Annotated in this window: 19 protein-coding genes; 12 read left to right on the forward strand and 7 right to left on the reverse strand. The window is 72.6% G+C overall.

Annotated features, from left to right (window positions below):
• The first annotated feature begins 15 nt into the window (after positions 1–15).
• On the forward strand, positions 16–618 hold the full coding sequence (locus ACFU5J_RS09575; protein WP_430576604.1) for a TIGR00730 family Rossman fold protein: 603 nt from the start codon (positions 16–18) through the stop codon (positions 616–618).
• 23 nt (positions 619–641) lie between these two features.
• On the opposite strand, the gene ACFU5J_RS09580 is transcribed toward ACFU5J_RS09575, so the two are convergent.
• A complete protein-coding gene (locus ACFU5J_RS09580; protein WP_430576603.1) occupies positions 642–899 on the reverse strand; it encodes a DUF2530 domain-containing protein in 258 nt (85 codons plus the stop codon).
• A gap of 227 nt (positions 900–1,126) precedes the next feature.
• Here ACFU5J_RS09580 and ACFU5J_RS09585 point away from each other — a divergent pair, with 227 nt between their 5' ends.
• From ACFU5J_RS09585 to ACFU5J_RS09620, 8 genes are all read left to right on the forward strand, one after another.
• Positions 1,127–2,635, forward strand: a complete 1,509-nt coding sequence (locus tag ACFU5J_RS09585) for a sugar transferase (protein ID WP_430578570.1) — start codon at positions 1,127–1,129, stop codon at positions 2,633–2,635.
• Between the two features lie 97 nt (positions 2,636–2,732).
• A complete protein-coding gene (locus ACFU5J_RS09590) occupies positions 2,733–4,196 on the forward strand; it encodes an NCS2 family permease (RefSeq protein ID WP_430576601.1) in 1,464 nt (487 codons plus the stop codon).
• A gap of 138 nt (positions 4,197–4,334) precedes the next feature.
• Positions 4,335–4,730: a glycerol-3-phosphate cytidylyltransferase gene (gene tagD, locus ACFU5J_RS09595; RefSeq protein WP_430576600.1), complete on the forward strand. Its 396-nt coding sequence runs from the start codon at positions 4,335–4,337 to the stop codon at positions 4,728–4,730.
• 229 nt (positions 4,731–4,959) lie between these two features.
• Positions 4,960–6,852: a glycosyltransferase gene (locus ACFU5J_RS09600; protein WP_430578571.1), complete on the forward strand. Its 1,893-nt coding sequence runs from the start codon at positions 4,960–4,962 to the stop codon at positions 6,850–6,852.
• A gap of 14 nt (positions 6,853–6,866) precedes the next feature.
• The gene (wecC, locus tag ACFU5J_RS09605) at positions 6,867–8,114 is read left to right on the forward strand and encodes a UDP-N-acetyl-D-mannosamine dehydrogenase (protein WP_430576598.1); all 1,248 of its coding nucleotides are present in this window, start codon (positions 6,867–6,869) and stop codon (positions 8,112–8,114) included.
• Between the two features lie 191 nt (positions 8,115–8,305).
• A complete protein-coding gene (locus ACFU5J_RS09610; protein WP_430578572.1) occupies positions 8,306–10,348 on the forward strand; it encodes a glycosyltransferase in 2,043 nt (680 codons plus the stop codon).
• A gap of 19 nt (positions 10,349–10,367) precedes the next feature.
• On the forward strand, positions 10,368–13,163 hold the full coding sequence (locus tag ACFU5J_RS09615; RefSeq protein WP_430578573.1) for a heparinase II/III family protein: 2,796 nt from the start codon (positions 10,368–10,370) through the stop codon (positions 13,161–13,163).
• Positions 13,156–14,568 (forward strand): hypothetical protein, encoded by a 1,413-nt coding sequence (locus ACFU5J_RS09620; protein WP_430578574.1) that lies wholly within the window; start codon positions 13,156–13,158, stop codon positions 14,566–14,568. Before ACFU5J_RS09615 ends, ACFU5J_RS09620 begins: the two co-directional genes overlap by 8 nt.
• A 22-nt stretch (positions 14,569–14,590) precedes the next feature.
• Here the strand turns inward: ACFU5J_RS09620 and ACFU5J_RS09625 are convergent, their stop codons facing one another.
• From ACFU5J_RS09625 to ACFU5J_RS09640, 4 genes are read right to left on the reverse strand one after another with little or no spacing between them, the layout of a single operon-like run.
• On the reverse strand, positions 14,591–16,267 hold the full coding sequence (locus ACFU5J_RS09625) for a DUF6270 domain-containing protein (protein ID WP_430578575.1): 1,677 nt from the start codon (positions 16,265–16,267) through the stop codon (positions 14,591–14,593).
• A complete protein-coding gene (gene wecB, locus ACFU5J_RS09630) occupies positions 16,264–17,421 on the reverse strand; it encodes a non-hydrolyzing UDP-N-acetylglucosamine 2-epimerase (protein ID WP_430578593.1) in 1,158 nt (385 codons plus the stop codon). The genes ACFU5J_RS09625 and wecB overlap by 4 nt, the downstream gene beginning before the upstream one ends.
• Before the next feature lie 11 nt (positions 17,422–17,432).
• Entirely contained in the window at positions 17,433–18,452 is a 1,020-nt protein-coding gene (locus ACFU5J_RS09635) for an ABC transporter ATP-binding protein (protein ID WP_430578576.1), read from the reverse strand.
• On the reverse strand, positions 18,439–19,365 hold the full coding sequence (locus ACFU5J_RS09640; protein WP_430576592.1) for an ABC transporter permease: 927 nt from the start codon (positions 19,363–19,365) through the stop codon (positions 18,439–18,441). Before ACFU5J_RS09640 ends, ACFU5J_RS09635 begins: the two co-directional genes overlap by 14 nt.
• 80 nt (positions 19,366–19,445) lie before the next feature.
• On the opposite strand from ACFU5J_RS09640, the gene ACFU5J_RS09645 reads away from it, so the two are divergent.
• Entirely contained in the window at positions 19,446–20,759 is a 1,314-nt protein-coding gene (locus ACFU5J_RS09645; RefSeq protein ID WP_430578577.1) for a UDP-glucose dehydrogenase family protein, read from the forward strand.
• A 28-nt stretch (positions 20,760–20,787) separates the two neighbouring features.
• Here ACFU5J_RS09645 and ACFU5J_RS09650 read toward each other — a convergent pair whose 3' ends face one another.
• Both ACFU5J_RS09650 and ACFU5J_RS09655 read right to left on the reverse strand, forming a co-directional pair.
• Positions 20,788–22,437 (reverse strand): glycosyltransferase family 4 protein, encoded by a 1,650-nt coding sequence (locus ACFU5J_RS09650; RefSeq protein ID WP_430578578.1) that lies wholly within the window; start codon positions 22,435–22,437, stop codon positions 20,788–20,790.
• Positions 22,434–23,747, reverse strand: coding sequence for a glycosyltransferase family 4 protein (locus ACFU5J_RS09655; protein ID WP_430578579.1), 1,314 nt, complete (start codon positions 23,745–23,747; stop codon positions 22,434–22,436). The genes ACFU5J_RS09650 and ACFU5J_RS09655 overlap by 4 nt, the downstream gene beginning before the upstream one ends.
• 124 nt (positions 23,748–23,871) lie before the next feature.
• Between ACFU5J_RS09655 and ACFU5J_RS09660 the strand changes: the two genes are divergently transcribed.
• Complete coding sequence (locus ACFU5J_RS09660; RefSeq protein ID WP_430576588.1) at positions 23,872–24,951, forward strand: LCP family protein; 1,080 nt, start codon at positions 23,872–23,874, stop codon at positions 24,949–24,951.
• Positions 24,952–25,030: 79 nt separating this feature from the next.
• Positions 25,031–26,449, forward strand: coding sequence for a hypothetical protein (locus ACFU5J_RS09665; protein ID WP_430576587.1), 1,419 nt, complete (start codon positions 25,031–25,033; stop codon positions 26,447–26,449).
• Positions 26,450–26,453 lie beyond the last annotated feature (4 nt).

A 26,453-nucleotide genomic window follows, 5' to 3' on the forward strand; every position in this document is an offset into this window, starting at 1 on the left:
CCCTACGATGGCGGGATGCTCGAGCCCGACACCACGACCTCGCCCGCGGCGCTGCGCCGCCTGACCCTCTTCACCGGCTCCGCGAGCGGGCGGGAGCCGCGGTACGCCGCCGCCGTCCGCGACCTGGCGGGCGTGCTGGCCGGGCGGGGCGTCGGCGTCGTCTACGGCGGCGGGCGCGTGGGCCTCATGGGCGAGCTCGCCGACGCCGCGCTGGGCGCCGGGGGAGAGGTGCTCGGCGTGATGCCGCGGTCCCTGGTCGACGGGGAGATCGCGCACCCCGGCCTCACCCGCCTCGACGTCGTCGCGGACATGCACGAGCGCAAGCAGCGGATGGGGGAGCTGGGCGACGGGTTCGTCGCGCTGCCCGGCGGCGCGGGCACCCTCGAGGAGCTGTTCGAGGTGTGGACCTGGCAGCAGCTCGGCATCCACGCCAAGCCCGTCGCGCTGTACGACGTCGACGGGTTCTGGCAGCCGCTGCTGCGGATGGTCGACCACATGGTCGACGAGGGGTTCCTGTCGTCCCGCTACCGGGAGTCGCTGGTCGTCGCGCGCTCCCCGCAGGGGCTCCTCGACGCGCTCGCGGCGTGGGAGCCGCCCGCCGCGAAGTGGGGCCGCTGACCGGTCGGTCGCGTCCGGGCGGGTCAGTCCTCGCCGCGGTACTCGTCGCGGTGCCGGCGCTCCCAGAGCAGGCCGGCGCCGCCGAGCAGGATGCCGGCGACGCAGGTCACGACCGCCTCGACGGTCCCGCGGTCCAGCACGAACATCACGAACGTCGCGACGAGCGCGACCACCCACAGGCCGATGCCACCGAGCATCACGCGCCGCAGGTCCACGCGCAGGGGCGGGGGGCCGGGGCGGCGCTCCTCGGGGTGGGTCAGCAGGCGGACGAGGGAGGGCACGGGCCCAGTCTATGGCCCGGGGCGGCGGTGTCCCGAGGCACCTCGACCATGACGCGGAGCGACGGCTGAAGTGCGGGTGAAAGTGCAGGTCAGAGGGTGAAAACGGGGTCGGGTGAAAGCCGGGGTGAAAGGACCCCCGAGGGGGCTCCGTGAGCCCTCCGACGCTCCTACCTTGGTGACGCCGCCGTGCGAGGGCACGGCGGCCGGCCCGGAGGAAGGAGGCCGTCGTGATCACCGTCCCGGACACCGGCCAGCCCCTCCGGTCGCGCACCGCCGCCGTCCGCGCCGCGCGCCTCAAGGAGGTGCGGGACTCCTTCCGCGCGGGGTCGTGGCAGACCTCCTACCGCCGCCGCCTGGTACGGACCGACGTGGTGGTGGTCGTCGTCACGGCCCTCGTCGCGGCCGCCGCGCGGGGCGCCGCCGTCCACGACAGCGTGACGCCGACGGTGCTCGGCGACCAGGTGCTGTCCGTCGGGGTGCTCGTCACCGCCTGGCTCGCCAGCCTGTGGCTCGCCCGCGCCTACGACGTCCGGGTGTTCGCGTCCGGGCCGGCCGAGTACCAGCGGGTCTTCGACGCGTCGTGGCGGCTCGTGGCGCCGCTCGCCCTGCTCGCCCTGCTGGTCGCGCGGCCCGGCGTCTCCACGTTCCTGCTCGTCGCCGTCCCGACCGGCGTCCTCGCCCTGCTCGTCGGCCGGTGGCTGTGCCGCAGCTGGCTGCACCGGCAGCGGCAGCAGGGCGGCTGCGTCACCCTGGTCCTCGCGATCGGGCTGAGGGACCAGGTCGAGCGGCTGGTGCACGAGCTCAACGACCGCCAGTCCGGCTATCGCGTCGTGGGGGTGTGCGTCCCGACGACCGACGACGTGCGCCCCGGCGAGGACATCCTCGGGGTCCCGGTGCTCGGCGACCTGCGCACCGCCGGCGTCATGGCGGCGCAGGTCGGCGCCGACTGCGTGGCCGTGAGCGGCTCGGACGCCATCACCGCCGACGTCGTGCGCCGCCTCGGCTGGGAGCTCGAGCCGGTCGGCGTGGACCTCATGCTCACCGCGGAGCTGGCGGACGTCGCCGGTCCGCGGATCACCGTCACCCCCGAGCAGTCCGTGTCGCTGCTGCACGTGGACGCGCCGCGGTTCACCGGGCCGCGGTACGTGCTCAAGTCCGTCGTCGACTGGACGGGGGCGGCGCTCATCACGCTGCTGCTGCTGCCGCTCATGGTCGTGGTGGCGCTCGCGGTCAAGCTGTCGAGCCGCGGCCCCGTCTTCTACACCCAGGACCGCGTCGGCCGCGACGAGCGGACCTTCCGGATGCTGAAGTTCCGGTCCATGCGCGTGGGCGCCGACGCGGAGGTCGCGGTGCTGGCGGAGCCGAACGACGGCTCCGGCGTCCTGTTCAAGCTGCACGACGACCCGCGCGTGACCGCCGTCGGCAAGGTGCTGCGGCGCCTCTCCCTCGACGAGCTGCCGCAGCTGCTCAACGTCCTCGCCGGGCAGATGTCCCTCGTCGGGCCGCGGCCCCCGCTGCCGCAGGAGGTGTCGCGCTACGAGTCGCGCGTCCGGCGGCGGCTGCGGGTCAAGCCGGGCCTCACCGGGCTGTGGCAGGTGGGCGGCCGGTCCGACCTGACGTGGGAGGAGGGGGTGCGGCTCGACGTCTTCTACGCCGAGAACTGGACCGTCTTCGGCGACCTCCTCATCCTCGCCCGGACGGCGAAAGCCGTGGTCAGCGGGCGTGGGGCGTACTGACGGACGGTCGCCCCGGCACATCGCCGGGCTGTGAATTCCGTGTCACGGACCGGTTTCCGTGCAGGAGGCCTTCACAAGATCTGGCACGATTCTGCTCATGGCGAACCAGACCACCGCGCCGCCGAAGGGCGACCTGAGCGCGATCGACCGCTTCTTCAAGATCTCCGAGCGAGGCTCCACCATCGGCGCGGAGATCCGCGGCGGTCTGGTGACCTTCTTCGCGATGAGCTACATCATCGTGCTCAACCCGCTGATCATCGGCACGGTGCAGGACGGCACCGGGCAGGTGCTCGGCGGCGGCACCGAGGCCACGCCCGAGACGCTCGGCATGGTGGCCGCGGCCACGGCCCTCGTCGCCGGCGTCGCGACGCTCATCATGGGCGTCTTCGCGAACTACCCGCTCGGCCTGGCGGCCGGCCTGGGCCTCAACGCCGTCGTCGCCTACTCGATCGCCGGTCTGCCCCAGGTCACCTGGGCCGACGCCATGGGCCTCGTGGTCATCGAGGGCATCATCATCCTGCTGCTCGTCCTCACCGGGTTCCGGGAGGCCGTGTTCAAGGCCGTGCCCGTCGAGCTCAAGACGGCGATCAGCGTCGGCATCGGCATGTTCATCGCCCTGGTCGGCCTGGTGAACGCCGGCTTCGTCGTGCCCGGCGAGGGCACCGTCGTGGCGCTCGGCAACCTCGGCACCTGGCCGATCCTCGTCTTCGTCGTCGGCCTCGTGCTCACCATCGTGCTGTTCGTGCGCAAGGTGCGGGGCGCCATGCTGGTCGCGATCATCACCGCGACGGTGCTCGCCGTGATCCTCGAGAACACCCTCCACATCGGCACCAAGGCCGGCGGCAACCCGAACGGCTTCAACCTCAACGCCCCGACGTTCAACGGCGTGTTCACGACGCCCGACCTCGGCCTGATCGGTCAGTTCTCCCTGCTGGGCTCGTTCCAGAACATCGCGGCCGTGTCCGTGATCCTCATCGTCTTCTCGCTGCTCATCGCGGACTTCTTCGACACGATGGGCACCATGGTCGCCGTCGGCGCGGAGGGCAAGCTGCTCGACGGCGAGGGCAACCCGCCGCGCACCCGCGCGATCCTCGTCGCGGACTCGCTCGCCGCCGTCCTCGGCGGCGTCGGCAGCACGTCGTCCAACACCGCGTACGTGGAGTCGACGACCGGTGTCGGCGCCGGCGCGCGCACGGGCTTCGCCGCCGTCGTCACCGGCGTCGCGTTCCTGCTCGCGACGTTCCTGTCGCCCGTCGTCGCGCTCGTGCCGTACGAGGCCGCCGCGCCGGCGCTGGTGTTCGTGGGCTACCTGATGATGGCCCAGGTGGCCGGCATCTCCTGGCGCAACGTCGAGATCGCGATCCCCGCGTTCCTCACGATCATCCTCATGCCGTTCACGTACTCGATCGCCGACGGCATCGGCGCGGGCTTCATCGCCTTCGTCATCATCAAGCTCGCGCTCGGCAAGGTGCGCCAGATCCACGCGCTGATGTGGATCGCCGCCGCCATGTTCGTCGTGTACTTCACGCTCACGCCCATCCAGAACGCCCTCGGCCTCTGAGCCGAGGCGTCGTCCCGCGGCCCCGGCCGGTCCCCGCGACCGGCCGGGGCCGCGGCGCGTGACGTGAGGGGTCGGCGCCCGGTCTAGGCTGCGTCGCAGACCATGACGTTCCGTTCGCCCTCGACCAAGGATGAGTTCATGAAGCGAGTGATCACCTACGGCACCTACGACCTGCTGCACTACGGGCACATCGAGCTGTTGCGCCGTGCGAAGTCGCAGGGCGACTACCTGATCGTCGCCCTCTCGTCGGACGAGTTCAACGCGGGCAAGGGCAAGAAGTCGTACTTCACGTACGAGGAGCGTCGCCGGATGCTCGAGGCGATCCGCTACGTCGACCTGGTGATCCCGGAGGAGAACTGGGAGCAGAAGACCACCGACGTCGAGAAGTACCACGTCGACACGTTCGTCATCGGTGACGACTGGGCGGGGAAGTTCGACTTCCTCAAGGACCAGTGCGAGGTCGTCTACCTCGAGCGCACGCCGGAGATCTCGACGACGCAGATCAAGGCGGGGCTGTCGCGCGCGGACGGCTGACGAGGCCGGCGCGGTGGCGCCTCGCGGCCCCCGCCGCGGACCGCGCGACCGGGACATGCGGCGCACCGGGGTGAAATCGGCGTGACGGTGGACGTTTCCTCGACATTCCTCGGAGGCACGGTCGAGGCGGCCGGTATGGTTGCCCCCGGCCTGGCGAGGAGCGTTCCGTCGGCTGCCGCGAGCCCGCCTCCCGGGTGGCTCCGCGGCTCTCCTACCGAGGACTGACCGCATGCCCGCTCGTGCCGACCGACGGTGGTCGTCGGCGACCATCCGGAAGGCCCTGTGGCACCTCCGGCACGGCGGGCCCGCCCAGCTGCGGACGTTCCTGAGGCGGCGGCGCGCGACGGGCGACGAGGTGCTCGGGTCGGGCCGGCGGACCGCCGAGGGGCTGACCTTCGACGCGTGGGCGATGCCGCGCCGGGACCCGGCCCGCGACCTGCGGGTCGGCGTCGTCCTGGACGACTTCTCGCGGCTCGCCTTCGGGTACGAGTGGGGCCAGGTGCTCCTCAAGCCCTCGTCGTGGCGCGAGCAGCTGGACGGCCTCGACCTCGTGTTCGTGGAGTCTGCCTGGCGCGGCAACGGCGGAGCGTGGCAGTACCACCTCACGGGCGCGTCGGCGCCGCGGCCCGCGCTGGTGGAGATGCTCGCCGCGTGCGCCGAGCGGGGCATCCCCACGGTCTTCTGGAACAAGGAGGACCCGGTCCACTTCGAGGACTTCGTCGAGACCGCGGCGCTGTTCGACCGGGTCTACACGACCGACGTCGGCCGCGTCGACGCGTACCGCGCACGCCTCGGCCACGACCGCGTCGGCGTGCTCGAGTTCGGCGCGCAGCCCGCGATCCACAACCCGGTCCGCACGCACGGCGACGGCCCCGGGCGCGACGTCGCGTTCGCCGGCACCTGGTTCGCGCACAAGTACCCGGAGCGTCGCGAGCAGGCGGAGATGCTGCTGGGCGGTGCGCTGGACGTGTCGCCGCGCATGGCGACCGGGCTCGAGATCTTCTCCCGCTTCCGCGGCCAGGGGGACCAGTACGAGTTCCCGGAGCCGTTCGCGTCGCGCGTCGTCGGGTCGCTCGACTACGCGCAGATGCTCACCGCGTACCGGGACTACAAGGCGTTCCTCAACGTGAACTCGGTGGTGGACTCGCCGAGCATGTGCGCCCGCCGCATCTTCGAGATCACCGCCTGCGGCACCCCCGTGGTCACCGCGCCGAGCGCCGCGACCGGCGAGTTCTTCCCCGCGGACGAGGTCTTCGCCGTCACGACGCGGGCCGAGGCCGCGGACACGGTGCGCGCGCTGGTCCGCTCGCCCGAGCTGCGCGACCGCGCCGTCCACCTCGGCCAGCGGCGCATCTGGCGCGAGCACACCTACGGCGCCCGGGCGCAGCGCGTGCTGCACGACGTGGGTCTCGCCGACTCGGCCGCGGTGCCGCGCCCGTCGGTCACGGCGCTCGTGTCCACGAACCGGCCGCACCGGCTCGACGACGTGCTGCGGACCGTCGGCGCGCAGCGGGGCGTGGACGTGCAGCTCGCGCTGCTCACGCACGGCTTCGACGTGGACGAGGCGGACCTTCGTGCGCGGGCCGAGGCGGCCGGCATCGACCAGCTGGTGCTGCTCCATGAGGGCACGGATGTGCCCCTGGGCGCCTGCCTCAACCGCCTCGTCGACGCGGCCGACGGCGACGTCGTCGCGAAGCTGGACGACGACGACCTGTACGGGCCCGAGTACCTCTCCGACCAGCTGTACGCCATGGCCTACAGCGGCGCCGAGGTGGTGGGCAAGCAGGCCCACTACATGTACCTCGAGGGCCACGACGCCACCGTGCTGCGCTTCGCGGAGCGGGAGCACCGGTTCACAGACTTCGTGATGGGCCCTACCATCGTCGCGCGACGCCCGGTCGCCGCCGAGGTGCGCTTCGGCGAGACGGCGCGGGGCGAGGACACGTCGTTCCTCCGCAGGGTGGTCGACACCGGTGCGCGGATCTACTCCGCGGACCGTTTCAACTTCGTCCAGGTGCGCTCCGGCGAGGGCCGTCACACCTGGACCGTCACCGACGCCGAGCTGCTCGCGAGCGGCTCGGTCGCGTTCTACGGCCGTGCTGACCGGCACGTCCGAGTCTGACTGGGGAATGAGCAATGGAGATCAACACCGTCGGCGTGATCGGCCTGGGGTACATCGGCCTGCCGACCGCCGCCATCCTCGCGTCGAAGGGCGTCAAGGTCGTCGGCGTCGACGTGAAGCCGTCCAACGTCGAGGCCATCAACCGCGGTGACGTGCCCTTCGTCGAGCCGGACCTCGCGACGTACGTGGCCGGCGCGGTGCAGCACGGCACCCTGCGCGCGACGGACAGCCCCGAGCCGGCGGACGCCTTCATCATCGCGGTGCCCACGCCCTTCCAGGGCGACCACGAGCCGGACCTCTCGTACATCGAGGCGGCGGTCAAGGCCGTGGCCCCGCAGCTGCAGGGAGGCGAGCTCCTCATCCTCGAGTCGACGTCGCCCCCCGGGGCGACCCGGAAGATGGCGGAGTGGGCGCTCGAGGCGCGGCCCGACCTGTCCTTGGACGGTGCGGACGGCCGCCCGCAGATCCACGTGGCGCACTGCCCGGAGCGGGTGCTGCCCGGCCGCGTGATGATCGAGCTCGTCACCAACGACCGGATCGTGGGCGGGCTGACGCCCGAGGCCGCCGAGATGGCCAAGGACCTGTACGCCGTCTTCTGCCAGGGCGAGATCCTGCTCACCGACGCCGTGACGGCCGAGATGGCCAAGCTGGTCGAGAACTCGTTCCGCGACGTCAACATCGCCTTCGCCAACGAGCTCTCCCTCATCGCGGACAAGCTCGACATCGATGTCTGGGAGCTCATCCGCCTGGCCAACCACCACCCGCGCGTCAACATCCTGCAGCCCGGCCCGGGCGTCGGCGGTCACTGCATCGCCGTCGACCCGTGGTTCATCGTCGACGCCGACCCCGAGCAGGCCCGCCTCATCCGGACCGCGCGCGAGGTGAACGACAGCAAGCCGCAGTGGGTCATCGACCAGGTCGTCGCCGCCGCCGACGGCGTCGAGGCGCCGACCGTCGCCGCCCTCGGCCTGGCGTTCAAGGCCGACATCGACGACCTGCGCGAGTCGCCCGCCCGCCGCATCGTCGCCGACCTCGCCGACCGGCTGCCGCACGCGCAGGTCGTGGTCGTCGAGCCGCACATCGAGACCCTTCCGCCGGAGCTGGCCAACCGCCGCAACGTGCGGCTGGCGTCCTTCGCCGACGCGACCGCGGCGGCCGACGTCACCGTCGTCCTGGTGGACCACACGGAGTTCAAGCAGCGTGTCGCCGCGGGCGAGCTCGCGGGCGCGGGCGTCATCGACACCCGGGGCGTCGCGCGGTGAGCACCAGGTCTCGCGTCCGCCGCCGGGTCCTCCGAGCGCTCGGCGGTGTGCCCGTCACCGCCGTGAAGGTCCCGCCGGCTCCGTCCGGCCCCGATCGTCGTGCCCAGATCGACGGCCGGACCGCGGCGGAGCTCGTCGTCGCTGCCAAGGAAGCGTGGCGCGGCGGGAAGCGGAACCGTGCGCTCGACTACATGCGCCGAGCCCTCCTCCTGGACGCCGGTCGGGCGGACCTCTGGTTCATGCACGCGCAGTGGTCGCTCGACGTCTCGCGGTCCGACGTCAGCTTCGAGTCCGTCAAGTCCGCCTTGGACCTGCGTCCGTGGCACCTCGACGCGCTCGAGCTCCTGGTAGAGCTCGTCCGGAGCAAGGACAAGAACCCGGCGGTCGTCGCCCAGGCGTTCGACGGTCTGGGCGCCACCCTGGGATCGCACCCCGAGATCCATCGGGACGCGATCGCCCTGGTGGTGCCGGCACGCCACGAACAGGGGATCGCAGTTCTCGCGGAGAGCTCCGACCCGGTGGCACGGGCGGCGACGCGGCACTACCTGGCGCGGCACGGCGACGAGGCCGCGGGCGACGCTTTCCTCGCGGGCCTCGACCCGCGCGAGGCACGTCTGGCGCTGATCCTCCGCTATCTCGCGACCGGGAACGTCTCGCGCGCCGTGGAGCTCCTCGCGGAGCAGCCCGTGGACGAGATCCCCGTGGCCGGTCTCCGGCGCGCCGTCCGACGGAGCTGGGCCCGGCAGCAGTACGGCCGGACCGCTCGGCTCGCCGACCAGTACCTGCGGGCGGTGCCCGGAGACGGCTGGGCGACGCGCCTTCGCCGTGAGTCCGAGCAGGCGCTCAAGAAGAAGCAGGCCCGCAAGGGCGAGGTCTCGAACTACCAGCTCATGAAGCGAGGGTTCCCCTTCGGTCCGCGAGCGACGGCGACGGCCTACACGCCGGACGAGCGTCGTGCCTTCTACCTGCTCCACAACTCGTTGCCGTACAACTCCGCCGGCTATGCGACGCGGTCCCACGGGCTGCTCCGCGCCCTGACGGAGAACTGGTCGATGGCCGCCGTCACACGACTGGGCTATCCGTTCGACGCGCCTGGCCACGACGAGCTCACGGAGATCCCCGCACGCGAGGTGATCGACGGCGTCGACTACCTGCGCCTGACGACCGCTCCCGGTCGGTGGCTCAAGAACCCGATCACGGACTACGTCCGGGACTACTCCGCCGCGCTGGAGGGTCTCGCCCGCGACGAGCGACCTTTCGTCATCCACGCGGCGTCGAACCACTGGAACGGCCTGACGGCGGTCGAGACCGCCCGGCGTCTGGGGATCCCGTCGGTCTACGAGGTCCGCGGGCTCTGGGAGGTCACGCGCGCGTCGCGGAACCCCGAGTGGCACGACTCGGGCATGTACCGGTACATCGCGCGCATGGAGGCCGACGCCGCGGCGAAGGCGACCCGGGTCATCGCGATCACCGGCGGTCTGAAGGACGAGCTCATCAACCGTGGGGTCGACGAGGAGAAGATCCTCCTCGTCCCGAACGGCGTCGACACGGAACGGTTCCTCCCCGTCGAGCGGGACGTCCAGCTCGCCCGGGAGCTCGGGCTCGAGAGCAAGACGGTGATCGGATACATCGGGTCGTTGCTCGACTACGAGGGCCTGGACCTCGTGATCCGGGCGGCGGCCGAGCTCGACCGGACCCGCGACGACTTCCACGTGCTGATCGTGGGCGACGGCGCCGAGAAGGAGACCTTCGAGGCTCTCGCCGACGAGCTGGGCGTGCTCGGCCGGGTGGTCACGTTCACCGGCCGCGTCCCGCACGCTGACGTCGAGCGCTACTACTCCCTCGTCGACATCGCCCCGTTCCCGCGTCTCCCGCTCCCTGTGTGCGAGCTCGTGTCCCCGCTGAAGCCCTTCGAAGCGATGGCGATGGGCAAGGCGGTCGTCGCGTCCGACGTGCGCGCTCTCGCCGAGATCGTCGACGACGGGAAGACCGGTCTGCTCCACCGCAAGGGCGACCACGCCGACCTGGTGCGCACGCTGACGACCCTGCTCGACGACGAGGACCTCAGGCGGGGACTCGGTGCCGCAGGTCGTCGGTGGGTCGAGCAGGAACGCACGTGGAGTGCACTCTCCGGCCGCGTGTCGGCCGTCTACGACGAGATCTCCCGGCACGAGGTTCGTGCCGAGGTGTCGGATGCCTCGCCCGCGCGAGAGGGCACCCCGAGTGGCAGCTGACCTCGAACATGCCGTGAGGGTGGCGCTGCGCCAGTCGTTCGGACGACACTTCGAGGTCACCCCGAACGACCGGCAGCTCGTCGACGAGCTGGTGGCCGGGAAGGTCGTCCTACCGCCGCACCCGACCGCCGAGATCGGCGCGCCGATCGACTGGACGATGGATCCGTACGGGCAGCGGAACTGGGCCGCGCAGTTCCAGATGCTTCGCTGGATCGACCCGATCCGGCGGTTGGCGGCGAACGGCGACCGTTCGTTCATGCCCCTGTGGGAGCGGATCGCCCGGTCGTGGTGCGCCGCGCACGACCCCCAGGAGGGCCGCCGCCACGGAAGCTATGCGTGGGCGGACATGGTCGACGCCATGCGGGCGCAGACGCTGCTCTTCGGGTTGCCCTATGTGGACGGTCCGAACTGGCTGCTGGACGCCCTCGGGGTGCACGGCGAGTGGCTCGCCGAGCCTGCGCACCTGGGGCACTCCAACCACGCGTTGCACCAGCACGCGGCGCTCCTGATGCTCGGGAGCGCGCTCGGGCGGGACGACTGGACGCAGCTTGCTCGCGAGCGCATCGAGGCCCACGCGCAGAGCGCGTTCGACGACGAAGGTGTGAACGCCGAGGCGGCGCCGGGGTACTGGTTGCTCAACTACCAGTGGATGTCCGATCTCGTGCGCCGGTGCGAGCTCGAGGGCGTCGACCCGGGGGCCGCGGCCGCACGGCTGAGGGCCACGCCGCAGTCTCTCGCGCACGCGGCGCGGCCCGACGGCCGGCTGGAGGTCATCGGCGACACCGGGCCCAACACGCACCTGCGCGGGTCGACCGACCCGCACCTGCTCTATGTCGCGACCGAGGGGGCCGACGGTCGGCCTCCCGAGTCCACCAGCGCCGTCTACCGCGCGGGGTTCGCCTTCGGTCGGAGCGGATGGGGAGAGACCGAGAGACGGATGCGGGAGGAGACCTTCTACTCCTTGCGCTTCGGCTCTGCCAAGGCGGTCCATGGTCACCACGACGGTGGCAGCGTCACCTACTGGGCGCAAGGTGCGCCGGTCCTCGTCGAGGCGGGGAAGTACGGCTACATGAAGGACGAGTTCCGCGACTACGTCCTCGGCCGGCTCGGCCACAACGTCGTCCACGTCCTCGGTCGTCGCTACGATCCCGCCGCCACCGTGGAGCTGATCGCGCACAGCGCCTCTGACACCCACGAGTACTACCGCACTCGTGACACGGGGTACGCCGGAGTGTCGATCGACCGGGAGGTCGTGTACTCCCGCGCGACCGAGAGCCTGCTGGTCGTCGACACGGTGCGCGCCGACACCGACGTCGAGGTCGAGTCTCGCTGGCACATCGATCCTTCCTCCCGCGCGACGGTCGACCGCGGGCGCGTGGTGGTGACCCGGAACGGCAGGTCGACGTCGCTGGTGTGGGGCGGCAGCACACCTCGCCTGGAGGTCGTGCGGGGACAGACCGAACCGATGGACGGCTGGACGTCACCGGGGTGGGGCGACCGTGTACCGACCACGGTCGTCAAGGCGGCCCGGCGGGGCAAGCGGTTCCGCACCATCATGGGCGTCTTTCCCGGCTCGGACGCCGTTCGGGTGAACGTGCAGGCGGTCGACGGCAACGGCACCGCGTTCGACGTGCACGGGTTCGGCCGCAGCGAGCGCGTCGTGCTCAAGGACGGGACGGCCACGGGCGGCAACCTTGATGCCGACCCCTCGCGGGCCGGCACGAGCGGGCCCCGCGAGCTCGACCGCACCACCATCGACCTGCTGGAGGACGAGTACGCGAAGGCTCGCACCGTCGCTGCGCGGAGGGCTGCTCCGGCGAAGAACGACGTCGCGGGCATCGTGGAACGGCTCAGGTCGGGGGTGGACTACGGAGGTGCCGCTCTGCTGCGGGACCTCCACCCTCAGGACGATGCGGCCGCGGCCTTGGTCGACGAGCGCACCCGGATGCGCCTCGGGCACGGTGACGTCGTGGCCTCGGCGTCGATGTCCCCCGCCGGCGTCCACGTCTACGAGAGCCTTCCGCGAGCTCTCGACCTCCGGTCGGAGCGCTCCGTGCAGGTGGTCGGCGCCGGGCCGCTGGCGCTGCCTGCTCGAGTCCACCTCGCCGGGTCCCCGTACCTCGTCGTCTCTCTTCACGGGGCTCTGAACCGACTGAAGACCGGGCTCCCGCGCTTCGAGCGGATGCGGTCGCTCGGGGACCTCGGCGTCAACGTCATGGCGTTCGCCGACCCGACCCTGGACCTCGACCCCTCGCTCTCGCTCGGGTGGTACCTGGGCACCCGAAACGTGGATCTGGTCCCCGTCATGGCCAGGATGATCGAACGCGTGGTCGAGCAGAGGGGCATCGAGAAGGTCGTGCTGCTCGGGACGTCGGGGGGTGGGTTCGCCGCCCTGGCGACGGCTCTCTACGTTCCCGGAGCGACGGCCGTCGCGATGAGCCCGCAGACCGACGTACGGATGTATCACGCGTCGTACTCGGAGCGCGCTCTCCGACGGGTCTTCGGCAGCGGCGGGCTGCGGCCCCAGGACGTCACGCGAGTCTCGCTCGGTGAGCGGTACCGCGACGCCCCGGGACGCCCCGAGATCAGGTACGTGATCAACTCGGGCGACACGCACCACCTGCGGGACCATGCCGTGCCGTTCTGGGATCGGCTGCAGGCGGAGCGGCCCGACGTCCCGCTCACGGTGGAGCGGCTCGACCTCGGCAACGGCCACATCAGTCCTGACGCCGCGACGGTGAAGGACGTGGTGACGAGGGTGCTCGCCGGTCCGGCAGGGGCGAGCGAGTCGTCGACGAGGGGGCGGGATGGCTGAGATCGACCTGCGGCCCGAGCGTGATCCGCGCGTCTTCCGATACGGGTTCGCCTGCTTCGCCGAGACCACGCCGACGGATCGCACGCTCGTACGTGACTGGAGCACCCTCCGTCTCCACGGCCACGTGCTGGCCGTGCACCCTGACGCGGAGGTCCGCGTCGTCCCCACGCCGGCCGGGACCTGTGCCGTCATCGGCGAGGTGTTCGTCGCGCACGGGGGCGAGGGGCTCGACGAGGTCCTCGCCCGGCACGTCACGACGGGGGACTGGGAAGCGATCGATCGGCTGTCCGGTCGGTTCGCGCTCCTCGTGTTCACCGCGAGCTCGGTCCGGGTGCTGAACGACCCGATCGGCTCGCGCACCGTCTACTACACCCTGCGGGGACCAGCCGTCGTGGGGTCGCACGCCGCCCTGGTGGCAGGGCTTGCGGGTGTGGGCCTGGACGGCGAGACGAGTCGGTACATGGCCGCCCCGGAGTATCGAGCACGGCGCACGCGGTATCTGCCGGGCGACCTGACCCGGTACCGCCACGTGGTGACGCTGGTCCCCAACAGCGTCGTCGACCTCGGCACACGTCGGACCCAGCGGTACTGGCCGCGGGTCGCGCCGGGCGCGACCACCTTCGCCGACGTCTTCGAGCTCGTGGACGAGTATTTCAAGGCGTACGCCACCTTCCTCTCCGCGCGGTACACCCCTGTCGTCGGGGCCACGGGCGGTAGCGACTGCCGAACTCTGCTCGCCGGGCTCGTCGCGCACGGGGTCGCACCGAGGCTCGTCACGTGGCCCGGCCTGCCGCCCGCAGAGGTCGCGACGGTCGAACGGATGGTCGCGCATCTCGGGCTGCCGCACACCGTCGTCGACGACCCTGATGTCAGGGACCCGCAGGTCGCCGAGGTGATGTCGATCTCGGCGCTCAACACGGGGCACACCCGAGGGCGTCCGCGTATCCCGGCCATGCTCGCGCCGCACGTGGAGGCCACCGACGTCTTCGTCCGGGGCTACGGGGGCGAGGTCATGCGGGGTTCGTGGAACTCCGCTTTCGTCCCCTCCAACGGCGACGGGCTCGCCGGGATGATCCGGCAGTTCTATACCCGAGCCGTGCGGGAACCGTCGACGGGCGACCAGGCCTTCACGCGGTCCGCGTTCGAGGGGTTCGCGGCACGAGGGCACGTCGAGCCGGAGAACCCTCCGTACGACCTGGGGGACCTTCACTACCTCGAGCAGCGGATGGCGGTGTGGGCCGCCGTCGTGATGGGCGAGGCCGACACGGTCATGAGGACGCACGCCGGGCTCAACAGCCGCCCGATCTATCTCGCGTCGATGGCGCTCCCGGACGAGGAGCGGTTCGACAAGCAGCTGATGTTCCGCATCGTCGCCGAGTACGACCAGCGACTCGCCGCGCTCTGAGCGGCTCCCGAGAGGGAGCCGCTCAGCGGTCCGAGGTCTCGACGGAGCCCTGGACGATCAGGTTGCGGTCGCGCCAGTCCGGAAGCTTGCGACCGAGCAGCGACTCCACGAACGTGACGTCCCGGCGGTAGAGCTCGAAGAGCGCCGCGACCTCCTGCTCGGTGATCGTGCCGCGCTGCTGGAACGGCTTCACCCACGGCTTGGCGGCGACGGCAGGCTTGAGGTTCACCGCCCTCCAGAAGTCGTCGCCGGCACCGAGGCCGAGCGTCGACAGCACCTGGGAGAGCGCTGCTCGGGGATCCTTGACGAGGTCGTCGTAGAGCACGACGTGGATCCGGTCGCTGCCCAGGACGGAGGCCCACTGCTCGTAGTGGCGTCGGTAGAACCCGAGGTCGACGACGCCGAGGGTGCTGGGTACCTGGAACAGGCCCGAGCTGAGGTCGAACCTGCCCAGGGAGAAATGGTGCCAGTAGGCCGACAGCGCTCTGGCCACGGGCTCACGGAGGACGACGATGGCGGGCGTGCCCGCGGGCGTCAGCTCGTTGATGTTCTCGGCGGTGTTGGGCTTCTTCGGGCCGAAGGCACCCCCGCGGGAGTGCCAGAAGTAGTCGGGGGTGCAGTCGACGCGCCAGCGTGCGGCCCGTCCGGCCTCGAACGCCTTGGCGTACGCATCGCTCTCCGACGAGCTCTTGAGGCGTGTGGGCCTGTTGAAGAAGGTGCTCCCCTTGCCCTTGGCGAGGAAGACCTCGGGGTGAGCGCCGAGCTGGCGGGCCAGCCAGTCGGCACCGGCCTGCTGGGTCCCTGCGATCACGAGGTTCGGACCGTCGACCGCGGTCGAGGTGGTCCGCGACGGGGTCACAGCGTTCCGGTCGCGGACCGACGCGCGGGTGGGTGCGCTCGGGGCACCCGCGCCGTGGTCACGGCGGACGCCCCCCGTGGGCGCGGGGGACGCCGCCGACGCAGGCCGTCCCTCCGTACCGGTGATCGCCTTGACGACCTTGAGGTAGACGTCCTCGGCGTAGTGGAACGGCGCGTCGCCCCAGGGGTGCGTGGGGCTCGACACGACCTCCTCGGGGCGCAGCGAGACCACCTCGGCGCGCAGCGCCTGGGTGGCGACCTGCACGTAGGCGTCGAAGACGGGGTTGGCGTCCGCCGCGCTGATGCCGAAGCTCGCCGGGGTGGGGGCGCCGGAATCGGAGCGCTCAGCCCATGCGATGTCCAGGAGCACGACGGCGGCGTGGGGCATGTGCTGGCGGACGAGCTCGCCCACTGCGGCGATGCCCTGGGACCAGTACTGGAAGTGTTGGTCGCTGCCGAACGGCAGGTGCTGCGATCCAGCAGGCAGGTGGTTCTCGGCGCCGGAGCTGATGAGCTCGGTCGACCGGGTGATCACCGAGCCGTCGGGGAGCACGTAGGCGCCGAGGCGCTCGTCCGTGAGGTCGACCAGGACCAGGTCGGTCTGGTGGGCGGCCTCAGGGATGAGCGACTGCAGGTTGGACGAGAAGTCGCCCGAGACCATCCGTTGCTGGAACGACGACTCGAGCTGCGGCGGGTCGACCAGGGTGACCGGCCGCGTGTACGCGCTGAGGGCGGACTGCCGCGCGACGTACTGCACGAGCTCGAACTGGTCGGGGTCGAAGTGCTCGAAGGTGTCCCGGGAGACGCACGAGCCGTAGATGAAGACGCGATGCCTGCTCATCGGGTCGCCCCTACCTGCCAGTCCGCCGGCCGGGGTCCGCCGTTGAGGACGTGGTGGATGGCCTCGACCGATCGCGCGGCGCTCGAACCGTCGCCGTACGGGTTGGTCGCCTGGGCCATGGCCTCGTACGCGCCCTGGTCCGTGAAGAGCGCCATGACCTCGTCCACGATGCGGTCCTCGTCGGTGCCGATGAGCTTGACCGTGCCGGCGCCGACCGCCTCCGGCCGCTCCGTGTTCTCCCGCATGACCAGCACGGGCTTGCCCAGGCTCGGCGCCTCCTCCTGGACCCCGCCGGAGTCGGTGAGGACGACGGTGGCCAGCGACAGCATGCGCGTGAACTCGCCGTAGGCCAGGGGCTCCGTCACCGTGACGTTGTCGAGGCCCTCGAGGTGCGGAAGCACGGCCTCGCGGACGACCGGGTTGCGGTGGGCGGGCAGGACGACCTGCACGCTGGGCAGGGCGCTCGCGAGGCGCGCGAGGGCCCGTCCGACACCCTCCATCGCACCGCCCCAGTTCTCCCGGCGGTGCGTCGTGACGAGGAGGATCCGGCTGCCGGAGTCGGCGAGGTGCTCGAGCGCCGGGTCGCTGAACGGGGCCTTCTTCTCGACCGTCATGAGCAGCGCGTCGATCACGGTGTTACCGGTGACGACGATGTCGTCGTCGGCGACGGACTCGCGCTCCAGGTTGGCCCTGCTGGTCGCGGTCGGAGCCAGGTGCAGGGCGGCGAGCTGCGACGTGATCTTGCGGTTCGCCTCCTCGGGGAACGGAGACAGGATGTTCCCCGACCGGAGCCCTGCCTCGACGTGCACCACCGGGATGCCCCGGTGGAAGGCGGCGAGGGCGGCGGCCGTCGAGGTGGACGTGTCCCCCTGGACGACGACGGCGGCCGGCTGCTCCGCGACCAGGACGGGGTCCAGGCGCTCGAGCACGCGGGCGACGATCGTCGAGAGCGAGGCCCCGTGCTCGAAGATGTCGAGGTCGTGGTCGGGGGTGATCCCGAAGATCGTGTTGACCTGGTCGAGCATCTCGCGGTGCTGGCCGGTGACCACGGTGATCGAGTCGAGGTGCTCGCTGGCCTCGAGCGCCTTGATCACCGGGGCGACCTTGATGGCCTCGGGTCGGGTGCCGTACACCGTCATGATGCGCGGGCGCATGGTTGCCACTGCTACTTCTCTCCTTGGTTGCGACGCCGCGACGTCGTGGACGGCCGCACGTGACGGGCAGTGTACAGACGAGTTGCCCGGGGCTCCTCCACCCGGACCTGGGTCTGTTCCCGCTCGGCGAAGGCGGTCTCGATGATCTGCTTGGCCTCTTGGGCCTTGTCCTTGGCGACGGCCCACGCCCACTGGCGGTAGCGGAGCGCGACGTCCTCGGCGGGGCCGTCGAGGACCAGGCGGCCGTGGTTGAGCCAGATGGCCCGGGTGCAGGTCTCCTCGATCGTCTGGGCGGCGTGCGACACGAGGAAGACCGTCCCGGCACTCTCGCGCAGGCGCCGCATCCTTGCCTCGCTGCGCTCCCGGAAGGCGGCGTCGCCGGTGGCGAGGGCCTCGTCGATGAGCAGGATGTGGGGGTTGGACGCGGTCGCGATGGCGAACCGGAGCCGCGCTCCCATGCCGGACGAGTACGTCTTCATCGGCAGGTAGATCGACTTGCCGAGCCCGGCGAGCTCCTTGACCTCCGGGGCGGCTGCTTCGGCCTGCGTCGGAGTCAGCCCCATGGCGAGACAGCCGAGGCGGATGTTCTCCTCGCCGGACAGGTCGGGCACCAGTGCGGCGTTGACGCCGATGAGGACGGGGGTGCTCTCGGCGAGCACCCGGCCCTTGGCGGGGTTCTCGAGCCCGGCGATGATGCGCAGCAGCGTGCTCTTGCCGGACCCGTTCTGCCCGACCAGGCCGATCTGCTCGCCCGACTTCGCGACGAACGAGATGCCGGACAACGCGCGCACGAGCACCTTGGGGTCGTTGCCGAGCACGGTGCGGGCGGCCTTGACGACCGGGTTGGCGCGACGGCGGCGCTCGGCGGCGTCGGTGGACGGCACGCGGTAGCGGACGCTGACGTCCTGCACGGCCACCGTGGCCTGGGCGAACGGGTCGGCGAAGGACCCGGCGGGCTTGCCGGTCGTGGGCTGGTCGGCGGTCGTCGGGCGGGTGAACTGCGCGGCGACGGCGAGCTCAGGCACGGCCATAGGACTCTTCCGCCCGCCAGAACACGAGAAAGCCGATGACGAGAGTGCCCGCCGACCACGCGGTCAGCCCGATCCAGGTCGAAGCGCTGGGTACGACGCCGTAGAGCAGGGTGTCGCGCGCAGCGTCCAGCACCATGTACATCGGGTTGGCCTCCATGATGCCCACGACCCACGGGTAGTTCGCGAACTTGTCGATGGAGAAGAAGACGGCGGACCCGTAGAGCCAGAACCGCATGAGCACGCTGATGAGCTGGTTGAGATCGGGGAGTGCTGCGGCGGCGCGCGCGAGCAGCAGCGCCAGCCCCGTGACGAAGACGACCTGGAGCACGAGCACCGCGGGGAAGAACGCTGCCGCCGCCGTCCAGTGCTCCTTCTCGGGGAGGGCGAGGATCAGCACGAACATGGCGGCGAGCGTCGGGAGGAGGTTGAGCACTCCCCGCAGCACGACGGAGATCGGCAGGGAAGCACGCGGAAAGCTGAACGCGCGGATGAGGTTGCGGCCGCTGGCGATCGACTTGGCCCCGCCGTTGACACAGGTGGTCGTGAACTGGAAGAGGAACACCCCGACGATCAGGTAGCCGAGGAAGTTGTCGATCCCCCGGCTGGACTTGAGCACGAGCCCGAAGATCAGGTAATACGCCAGCCCGTTGAGCATGGGGTTGATGACCAGCCACGCCTGCCCGAGCAGGGTCTCGCGGGTCCCGCTGGTGACCTTGGCCCGCGCCTCGGCCCACAGGAAGTGCCGCCGCTTCCACAGCTGGGCGAGGTAGGTGCGGATCGGGGGCCGGGCGCCCACCTGGGACAGCCGCCCCGTGGACACGACCTCGAGGGTGGACGCCTGCTTGCCGAAGAGTTCCGCGTACAGGTCGGCGGGGCGCGTCGCGCCCTGTCGAACTTCGGCTTCGTACGTCATCGCCCCGCATCCTAGAGTGAGCGACGGTGTGCCCTTGCGCGCCGCCGTCCCGACGGCCCCCTCCACGAAGGGCAGCGAACGTGCAGATCTCGGTGATCGGGCTGGGGTACCTGGGGGCGGTGCACGCCGCGAGCATGGCCAAGCTGGGGCACGACGTCGTCGGCGTCGACGTCGACGCCGACCGTGTCGACGCGCTCGCCGCCGGCAAGGCGCCGTTCTTCGAGCCGGGCCTGGACGAGCTGTTGACCGAGGTCACGGGGACGGGGCGGCTCACGGTGTCGACGGACCTGGCCGACGTGGCGGCCGCGCAGGTGCACTTCGTGTGCGTGGGGACGCCGCAGCGGACGGACGGTCAGGCGGCCGACCTCACGGCCGTCGACGCGGCGTTCTCGGACCTGGTCGAGCACCTCGCGCACGGTGCCGTCGTCGTCGGGAAGTCCACCGTCCCGGTGGGCACCGCGCAGCGGCTGGCGGACCAGATGGCGGCCGCGCGTCCCGACGCGCTGCTCGCGTGGAACCCCGAGTTCCTGCGCGAGGGGTTCGCCGTGCAGGACACGCTGCGTCCGGACCGGCTCGTCTACGGCGTCGCCGACGGCGCGGCGGGGGAGCGCGCCACGGCCGCCCTCGACGGCGTCTACGCGGCGCTGCTGGCGGACGGCGTGCCGCGCATCGTCGCCGACTACCCGACGGCGGAGCTGGTCAAGGTCGCGGCCAACTCCTTCCTGGCCACGAAGATCTCGTTCATCAACGCGATGGCGGAGCTGTGCGAGGCGGCGGGCGGCGACGTCGCGCGCCTGGCGGACGCGATCGGGTACGACGCCCGGATCGGCCGCCGGTTCCTCAACGCGGGCCTCGGCTTCGGCGGGGGCTGCCTGCCGAAGGACATCCGCGCCTTCCGGGCGCGGGCGGAGGAGCTCGGCGCCGGCGACGCCGTCGCCTTCCTGGGCGAGGTGGACGCGATCAACACGCGGCGCCGGGCCCGGATGGTGGACCTGGCGGTCGAGGTGCTCGGCGGGATGGTCGAGAGCGCCGAGGTCACCGTGCTGGGGGCCGCGTTCAAGCCGGACAGCGACGACGTGCGCGACTCGCCCGCCCTCGACGTCGCGGCGCGCCTGGCGGAGCTGGGCGCGGTCGTCACCGTGCACGACCCGCAGGCCATCGACAACGCGCGGGCCAAGCAGCCGCACCTGCACTACGAGCGGGACCTGGAGGCCGCGCTCGCCGGCGCGGACGCGCTCCTCGTGCTCACGGAGTGGGAGCAGTACCGCGAGCTGGACCCGGAGCGCGCGGGCACGCTCGTCGCGCAGCGCACCGTCCTGGACGGGCGCAACGCGCTGAGCCGCTCCGCGTGGACGGCCGCCGGCTGGCAGTACCGCGCCCTCGGGCGCCGCTGATCCGCCCCCGGGCCTCCTCGGGCCCGGATCAGGTGGGGGACGCGGTGACGGCCGCGTACACGCCGGCGTACCGGCCCACGAGCCGCTCCCACGTGCGCTCGGCGGCGAGGCGCCGCCCGGCGTCGACGAGCGTGGCGCGGTGCGCGTCGTCCGAGAGGACGTGACCGACCGCGTCGGCCCAGGCCTCCGTGTCGACAGGGTCCACGAGGACGCCGGCGGGGGAGCCGCCGCCCGACGCGGCCGGGTCGAGCGGCGAGAGCACCTCGGCGAGGGCGGGCAGGTCGCTGGCGACGACCGGGCGGCCGAGCGCCATCGCCTCGACGGGCTTGAGCGGGGTGACGAGCCGGGTGACACGGTCGGGCCGCCGGGGCACGAGCACGGCGTCGAGCGCGGCGAGACAGGTGCGCGCGACGTCGCGGGGCACGCGCCCGGGCAGCAGGGCGTGGTCGCCGAGCCCGAGCTCGTCGGCCAGGCGCAGGAGCCGCGGCCGGTCGACGCCGTCGCCCACGATCAGCGCGGAGACGTCGACGCCCTGGGCGCGCAGCCGCGCGACGGCGCGCAGCACGGTGTCCAGGCCCTCGTACCCGACGACGCTGCTCACGGTGCCGACGACGAACGGCGCGGTGCGCAGCCCCAGCAGGGCCCGGGCCTCGGCGGGGGAGGGGGCGGGCCCGAGCAGCGCGGCGTCGACGGCGTTGGGCACCACGGTGACGCGCCTGCCGGGGACGCCGCGCGAGACGAGCTCGTCGCGCATCGTGCCGCTCAGCGTGACGACGTGGTCGGCGGCGAGGGCCAGCGCGGTCTCCTTGGCCCGCAGCAGCGCGAACCGCTCGGACGCGGCCGCTCGCTCGCGGGCCTCGGGCGTGGGGTGCGAGGCGGCCCAGGTCTCCTCGGGCAGCCCGCGCACCTCGTACACCCAGGGCAGGCCGACCCGGGCCGCGGCGGTGCGTGCCGCGTCACCGGTGGACCAGGGCGTGGTCGCGTGCACGACGGCGGGCCGTGCCTCCTCGAGCGCGCGCACGAGCAGGTCGACGCCGTCCCGGGACCTCCGGCCGTGGTCCGCGGGCAGCGACCGCGGCACCAGGCGCCCGTACGGGACGCCGTCGACCACGTCCGTGCCGCGCGCGCCCAGCACGCCGATCGTGAGGGGGTACCCGGCCCGCGTGGTCGAGGTGACCCGGTGCCCGGCGGCGCGCTGCGCCGTGAGGATGGCGTGCGTCCGCAGGGTGTAGCCGCTCTGCGTGTGCGGCAGCGAGTTGGTGAGGTGGTGGTGCACGGGGACCGGAGAATCACCCGCTCGGGGTCCGGCGGCCTTTTCACCCGCGCGAGGGCCAGGATCGTCCGCATCGTGAGACGTTCCGGGGAGGACGGCCGCCTCGAGCAGCGCGACCTGGCCGAGCAGGGACGCCCGCACCCGCCGTCCCGACCGGGTCGAGGGGGCGGCGGCGCGCAGGGCGGCGACGTCCCCGGCCTGCCACGCCGCGCGCAGCCGGCCCGCCTCGCTCGAGGAGCCGTCGCCCAGGAGGCGCTCCACCCGCGGCACGACGACGATGCTCACCCGCGCCGGGGTGCGGCGGGCGGCCTGCAGCGCCAGCCACGCCGGGTCGGTCGCCAGCGAGCCGCCGACGAACGACGCGGCCAGGCGGGCGTTGCGGGCCAGCTCGCGCAGCCGGGTCACGCCGCCGTCTCCCCGGAGCCCGTGAGCTCGCGCAGCAGCTCCAGGTAGCGGTCGGCGAGGACGTCGTCGTCGGCGTTCCGGGCCACCCACGACGCGGCGCGGGGGTCGGCGTCGGGCACCTCCCCGGCGGCGGCCCAGCCCGACCACAGCTCGGTGAGCGCGTCGACGTCGCCGGGCGGCACGACCGAGCCGGCGCCCGAGCGCTGCACCAGCGCCGCCGCCTCGCCCGCGACGCACGCGGTGGCGTACGCGCCGGAGGCCATCACCTCGTACAGCTTCGACGGCACGGTCCACTCCAGGGGCTTCCAGTCGCGCAGCGACACGACGACCGTGTCCGCCCACGCGTAGTAGCGGCGCACGTCGCCGGGCGGGACGTGGCCGACGAAGGTCACCGGCGCCCCGAGCTCCGCCACGAGCTCCTCCAGGAACGGGACGCGCGCCCCCGCGCCGACGATCCGGACGTCGAGGGGCAGCCCGCGCCGGGCCACCTGCGCGGCCGCGCGCACCACGGACTGGAGGTCCTGGGCGCGGCCCACGGTCCCCGCGTAGACGGCGCGGAGCGGCCGGGCGCCCGCCGACGGCGGGTCGCCCTGGGGCAGGTCCGCGGCGTCGTCCGACGTGAGGGGCTGGAACGACGTCCCGTTGCGCACCACGGCCACGCGGCGCACACCGCGCTCGAGGAGCACCTGGGCGAACGTCTCGGTGGTGGTGACGACGGCGTCGGCACGCGCCTGCAGGCGCGTCACGGCGCGGTGCACGAGGGCGCGCGAGCCGGCGAGCAGCCGGGCCGTCAGGGAGCGGCGGGCGTCGAGCACCCCGCTGGGCTCGATGAGGTCGGGCCAGGCGTCGCGCATCTCGATGACCAGGCGGGCGCGGAACGCCCGGGCCAGCACCCAGGCGGCGAACATCGACGGGATGCCCGGCACGGTGCCGACCACGACGTCGGGCCGCTCGCCCGACTGCCGGAAGTGCTTGAGGCCGAGCGTGACGGCGCTCGCGGCGGCCACCGCCTGGTCGCGGGTGCGCGACAGCAGGTCGGGGCCGTGCGGCCGGAACCGGGTGCGCACCACGCGCTCGCCGTGGCGGCCGCGCGCGACCGAGCCGGGGCGGTGCGCGCCGTGCGCGTCCTGGAGCTGTCCGCTCGGGTAGTGCGGCGGCGGGGTGAGGACGGCGACGTCCACGCCGGCCTCCATGAGGCGCGGCGTCAGGGTGTCCCAGCGACGCTGCGGCGCGCCGTTCTCGGGCGGGTAGTGGTGCGTGACGAGCAGCATCCGCGGACGGCGCGCCGGCGTCCCCCTGCTGCCGCGCATCCTCCGTGCCTCCCCGGTCGCCGTCGTGCGTCCCTTGCCCGGGGCGCACCGGGCGAATGCTACGGCGGGAAGCGTCACGAGCGGAACACAGGTTCTCCGCGGGCTGGCCGTATGATCCCGCCCTGTGAGCCGAGCGACCGCCGACCCGACGCCCGCCCCCGTGGGGGACCCGTCCCCGCGCCGTCACGCCCGCGCCGAGGCGCGCAGCACGCACCGCGCCCTCGCCGTCGTCGGGGTCCTGGTGCTCCTGCTCGCCGGCGGCGGCTTCGGCGCCGCCTGGTGGTTCCAGCACCAGCTCGACAGCAACATCGAGCGCCTCGGCGACCCGTTCGCCGGGATCGAGAACAACCCGGAGCCCGCGGACGAGGCGGACGACAAGGCCGTGAACCTCCTGGTGCTCGGCTCGGACAGCCGGATCTCGGCCGGCGACCCGTCGCAGTGGAAGGCCGGCGCGCAGCGCACCGACGCGATCATGCTGGTCCACCTCCCGGCCGACCGCGAGAGCGCCCAGGTGATCTCCATCCCGCGCGACTCGTGGGTCGACATCCCGGGCCACGGCCAGGCCAAGATCAACGCGGCCTTCTCCTACGGCGGCCCGTCGCTGATGATCCAGACCGTCCAGGACCTCACGGGGGTGAAGATCGACCACTTCGTGGTGACGGACTTCGACTCGTTCACCGCCATGACCGATGCCCTCGACGGCGTCCGCATCCGCGTGCCGGAGGACATCGGCGACGGCAAGAAGGTCTTCTTCACCAAGGGCGTGCACATGATGTCCGGCGAGGAGGCGCTGACGTACACGCGCCAGCGCCACGGCCTGGCGAACGGCGACTTCGGCCGCGTGCAGCGCCAGCAGAACTGGATGCGCGCGATCCTGGCCAAGGTCAACAACAACCGGAACGACGTCAGCATGATGACGTCCTTCTTCACCACGGTGAGCAAGTCCGTCGCGGCGGACGACGGCTTCACGATCGACCGGATGCGCAACCTCTACATGAGCGCGCGCGGGCTGAGCACCAACGACGTCACCTTCATGACGGCGCCGTACTCGGGCACGGGCCGCAGCGACGACGGCCAGTCGATCGTCGTGCTCGACCGCGACCGGTTCGACCCGCTGATGGCGTCGATCGCCAAGGACAAGGCGGCCGGGTACGTGGACAAGCACGCCGACGACCTCGAGGTCCTCCCCGCCACCGTCAAGTAGCGACGGGTCGCGGATGACGCGCCTCGCGCGACGGGCGGTCGCGCCGCCCAGCGCCACCCGACCGTCGGGTCTCCTGGCGGTGGTCCTGACGACCGTCCTCGCGCTGGCACTCGTCGCGTGCTCCGCGCCCTCGTCGGGTCCTGCGCCCGGGGCGACGACGCCCGCCGGGGCGGGCGGGACCCCGGCCGCGCCCCGGCCGACGGGCAGCCCGGCGCCGGCACCCGCCCCGGCCTGCCCGGGCGGGGAGCGGCTGGACCGCCCGGACCGCACCGTGCGGGCCGCCTACGGCGTCACCGGCTACTTCGCCTTTCCGTCGCCGTCGCGGTGCGCGACGCGCGCGACCGTGCAGGGGGCGCACGCGATCGGCGCGGACACGCTCGTCACGTTCGGCGCGCAGCTCTCGCCCGCCACGCCCGCGGACCTGCGCCCAGGCGCCGACGACCCCTTCGCCGGGTTCGCGGTGGACGGCGCGGACGGCTACCGCCACGCGGTCGCGCGCACCGGCGGTGGGTCGGTGCGGCACGTCTACACGTACGGGGGTCGGACGACGTTCGGCGACGCCGCCCTGTTCTGCCCCGGCCGCGACGGACGGTCGGCGACGGCGGCCGGCGTCTTCACCTGGTGGCTCCTGCCCGTCGAGGGCGGGTACAGCGACTGCGACTCGCCGAGCCGCACCTACGACCTCGTGGTGGCGTTCGACGACTCCGCGGCCGACAGGGACGTCCTCCTGGTCACCGACGCCGCGCTGTTCGGGATGTCCGTCTACCTGGGGCTGCCGAGGCCGGCCCCGGACCCCGAGGTGCCCTACCGCGCCGACGACTCCTTCACCCAGACGCTCGGGGCGTTCACGTCCCGCATGCTCGCGGACTGGGACGCCAAGGTCGGCCGCAGCCCGGGCTTCGCGGGCGCGTACCAGACCCTCGAGACGGCCGTCTTCACGGACGCGGCCACGTGGGCGCCCAACCTGAGGGTGTACGAGCTGCAGCACCGCGTCGTCGGCTACCGGCTCCCCCAGGACAAGCAGCGCGTGGTGGTGAGCCCGTACGCCGACCTCCGTCGCGGCGCCGTGCCCGTCGCGGCCGTGCGTCCCGCGCTGCAGCGGATCGCGGACACCCGCGCGGGAGTCACGATGGTCCTCGCGCCGCAGGACGGCGGGGGCACGGGCCGGGTGGGGGTCTTCGCCCGCGCCGAGCGGGACGACCCGGTCCGGCCGGACCTGCGCGGCGTCGTCGGCGACACCACCTACGGGGCGGCCTACGCCGCCTCGACGGCGACGCTCTACGCGGAGGCCGCGAAGGTGCGCGGCGTGACCCTGTGGGCGAACGTCGAGGCGTTCCGGCCGCCGGGACAGGTGGGCGACCGGGCGCCGAGCGACCTGGCGACGCTCGACCGGCAGGTCGCGCTGGCCCGGCCGCACGTCGCGAAGGTCGTCGCCTACCGGTGGGACGACTACCTCGACGCCTCCGGTCTCGCCGACGCGATCGCCGCGCGCGGGTGACGCG

Source organism: Isoptericola sp. NPDC057559 (assembly GCF_042801555.1).
Taxonomy (GTDB): domain Bacteria; phylum Actinomycetota; class Actinomycetes; order Actinomycetales; family Cellulomonadaceae; genus Isoptericola.

Excerpts from the sequence above, each read along its gene's own strand:
- ACFU5J_RS09575 (WP_430576604.1), top strand. The coding sequence starts at position 16 with ATGCTCGAGCCCGACACCACGACCTCGCCCGCGGCGCTGCGCCGCCTG.
- ACFU5J_RS09590 (WP_430576601.1), top strand. The coding sequence starts at position 2,733 with ATGGCGAACCAGACCACCGCGCCGCCGAAGGGCGACCTGAGCGCGATC.
- tagD (WP_430576600.1), top strand. The coding sequence starts at position 4,335 with ATGAAGCGAGTGATCACCTACGGCACCTACGACCTGCTGCACTACGGG.
- ACFU5J_RS09600 (WP_430578571.1), top strand. The coding sequence starts at position 4,960 with ATGCCCGCTCGTGCCGACCGACGGTGGTCGTCGGCGACCATCCGGAAG.
- wecC (WP_430576598.1), top strand. The coding sequence starts at position 6,867 with ATGGAGATCAACACCGTCGGCGTGATCGGCCTGGGGTACATCGGCCTG.
- ACFU5J_RS09610 (WP_430578572.1), top strand. The coding sequence starts at position 8,306 with ATGCGCCGAGCCCTCCTCCTGGACGCCGGTCGGGCGGACCTCTGGTTC.
- ACFU5J_RS09620 (WP_430578574.1), top strand. The coding sequence starts at position 13,156 with ATGGCTGAGATCGACCTGCGGCCCGAGCGTGATCCGCGCGTCTTCCGA.
- ACFU5J_RS09625 (WP_430578575.1), bottom strand. The coding sequence starts at position 16,267 with ATGAGCAGGCATCGCGTCTTCATCTACGGCTCGTGCGTCTCCCGGGAC.
- wecB (WP_430578593.1), bottom strand. The coding sequence starts at position 17,421 with ATGCGCCCGCGCATCATGACGGTGTACGGCACCCGACCCGAGGCCATC.
- ACFU5J_RS09635 (WP_430578576.1), bottom strand. The coding sequence starts at position 18,452 with ATGGCCGTGCCTGAGCTCGCCGTCGCCGCGCAGTTCACCCGCCCGACG.
- ACFU5J_RS09640 (WP_430576592.1), bottom strand. The coding sequence starts at position 19,365 with ATGACGTACGAAGCCGAAGTTCGACAGGGCGCGACGCGCCCCGCCGAC.
- ACFU5J_RS09655 (WP_430578579.1), bottom strand. The coding sequence starts at position 23,747 with ATGCGCGGCAGCAGGGGGACGCCGGCGCGCCGTCCGCGGATGCTGCTC.